The organism is Falsigemmobacter faecalis (genome assembly GCF_003863335.1).
Lineage (GTDB): Bacteria > Pseudomonadota > Alphaproteobacteria > Rhodobacterales > Rhodobacteraceae > Wagnerdoeblera > Wagnerdoeblera faecalis.
Map to the genome: position 1 here is coordinate 1 of NZ_RRAZ01000087.1, position 1782 is coordinate 1782.

Below are 1782 nucleotides of genomic sequence, written 5' to 3' on the forward strand. Positions count from 1 at the left end.
GCCTTACGAATACATCTGCAAAATCCGGACTTCAGAGCCGGAAAGGTTCATCCTCAATTCGATCCACCAGATGCCGGGACTGAACAAATATGAATGCCTCAGCAGGCGTGCGCATTGCAAGCGCCTGATGAGGCCATCGGTTGTTGTAGAAGCCGATCCAATCTCCAATCACGCGGGCAGCGTGCTGAATGCTGTCGAAGCGGTGACGGTGAATGCATTGCTTCTTCAGCGTTCGGATGACACGCTCGACCATGCCGTTTTGCTGCGGAATGAGCCATGGGGCCGCCACGGGTCCGAGGGCCATGGCTGAGGCCGCTGGACGGTGTTCTTGTTCATGCCAAGAAGCCAGGCCACTGTCCGGTAGCCAAAGGACGGCTCTCCGTCGATCATCTTCCTGATCGGCGCAGCCAGTTCAGGGTTTACCCGAGGCGCGGAGTTCGTCGGCCGATAGTAAACCGTGCGACGTGGCACGCCGAACCAGGCGCAGAGCTGCGCGATGGAAACCTTGAGGCCGTCGTCGATGAGGCCTTGCCAGAGTGTGCGGATCATCACTCGTCCGGCCAATCGCCATTGGGCTCGAACCAATGGCGCCTCAATGGCTCATACCACAAGGTCTGCAGCTTTTTTCGCGCGCGCAGCTCCAGCATGGCCTCGCCGTAAACCTCCTGCAGCTCGCGCAATTGCTTCTCATATTGCGCGTGGATGTCGAGCGGGTTGGCCCGCAGCGACATCTAGGGGGCTTACGCGGCCCCACTGGGGCCACGGTCCCCTTCGATATCCATGCCACGCCTGGCATCATCTACCCGGCTCTCGATCTCAGAGGGGCTGAGATCGAAGGATCGACTGGCCTCTGAAACTGTGGTCTTGCCTTGGATAATCTCAATGACCAACGCGGTTTTGCGCTTCGCCGTCCAACGTTTGATGCTGTCTTCCATCGTCATACTCATGGCTATTTTGCTCCACTATAGCCTGAGCAGGAAATTCGTGGGTCGATACATCACCGTGCACCGAGGCGGCTCAATCCGCCAACCAGCTACCAGGCCACGGGGCCTTGTCAGATCTGGACATGGGGTATCACCTGGATGCCAGGGCCGATCGCGGGGAGCTTCTTTTATCTCTATCTGATCCTCGACATCTTCAGCCGCAAAATCGTCGGTTGGGAGGTCCACGAGGCAGAGCGCGCCGAATTGGCCGCCGATGTTCTCCAGCGCGCAGTCTGGGCCGAGGCCTGCATTGCCAGACCGAAGGTGCTGCATGCCGACAACGGCGCGCCCATGAAAGGCGCCACGATGAAGGCGACGCTGGAGCGTCTGGGCATCATTGCATCCTACTCTCGCCCGCGTGTCAGCAACGATAACCCCTTCTCCGAAGCACTCTTCCGCACCTGCAAATATCGTCCGGCATGGCCGCGCCTGGGCTTTGCCGACAAGGCCCAGGCGCAGGCTTGGGTCAAGGCCTTCGTGAATTGGTATAACGCCGAGCACCTCCACAGCGCGTTGCGCTTCGTTACACCCAACAGCCGCCACGCAGGCGAAGAGCGCCAGACGCTGGAAAAACGCGCCGATCTCTATGCCAAAGCCTGCGCTTCAATTCCGCAGCGCTGGTCCGGAAAAGCACGAAATTGGCAGCCCATCGGCCCCGTCTGGCTTAACCCAGAACGCGACACCTCAGCGGCCGAAATTAGAGACGCCGCTTAACAAAAAGCCGGACAACTTCTTTGACAAATACCGCGGGCATGTAAGCGCTGTCCTGGCCCCACCTGTTCGGCTCCATTCTGATCTG

The 1782-nt window shown here is 59.3% G+C and carries 2 protein-coding genes and 2 pseudogenes; 1 reads left to right on the forward strand and 3 read right to left on the reverse strand.

What is annotated here, in order from left to right; all coding sequences use genetic code 11:
- Positions 1-160: 160 nt before the first annotated feature.
- The 3 genes and pseudogenes from EG244_RS21685 to EG244_RS21270 all read right to left on the reverse strand — a co-directional run.
- Positions 161-304: pseudogene (locus EG244_RS21685) on the reverse strand (integrase core domain-containing protein); the annotation flags it as partial.
- A 244-nt stretch (positions 305-548) separates the two neighbouring features.
- On the reverse strand, positions 549-731 hold the full coding sequence (locus EG244_RS21265; protein ID WP_233589089.1) for a hypothetical protein: 183 nt from the start codon (positions 729-731) through the stop codon (positions 549-551).
- A 9-nt stretch (positions 732-740) separates the two neighbouring features.
- Positions 741-935 (reverse strand): DUF1153 domain-containing protein, encoded by a 195-nt coding sequence (locus EG244_RS21270; RefSeq protein WP_233589090.1) that lies wholly within the window; start codon positions 933-935, stop codon positions 741-743.
- Positions 936-995: 60 nt separating this feature from the next.
- Here EG244_RS21270 and EG244_RS20105 point away from each other — a divergent pair.
- A pseudogene (locus EG244_RS20105) lies at positions 996-1697 on the forward strand (transposase); the annotation flags it as partial.
- Positions 1698-1782: the final 85 nt, after the last annotated feature.

Coding starts and splice junctions, on each gene's coding strand:
- EG244_RS21265 (WP_233589089.1), bottom strand. CDS start 731: ATGTCGCTGCGGGCCAACCCGCTCGACATCCACGCGCAATATGAGAAG.
- EG244_RS21270 (WP_233589090.1), bottom strand. CDS start 935: ATGGAAGACAGCATCAAACGTTGGACGGCGAAGCGCAAAACCGCGTTG.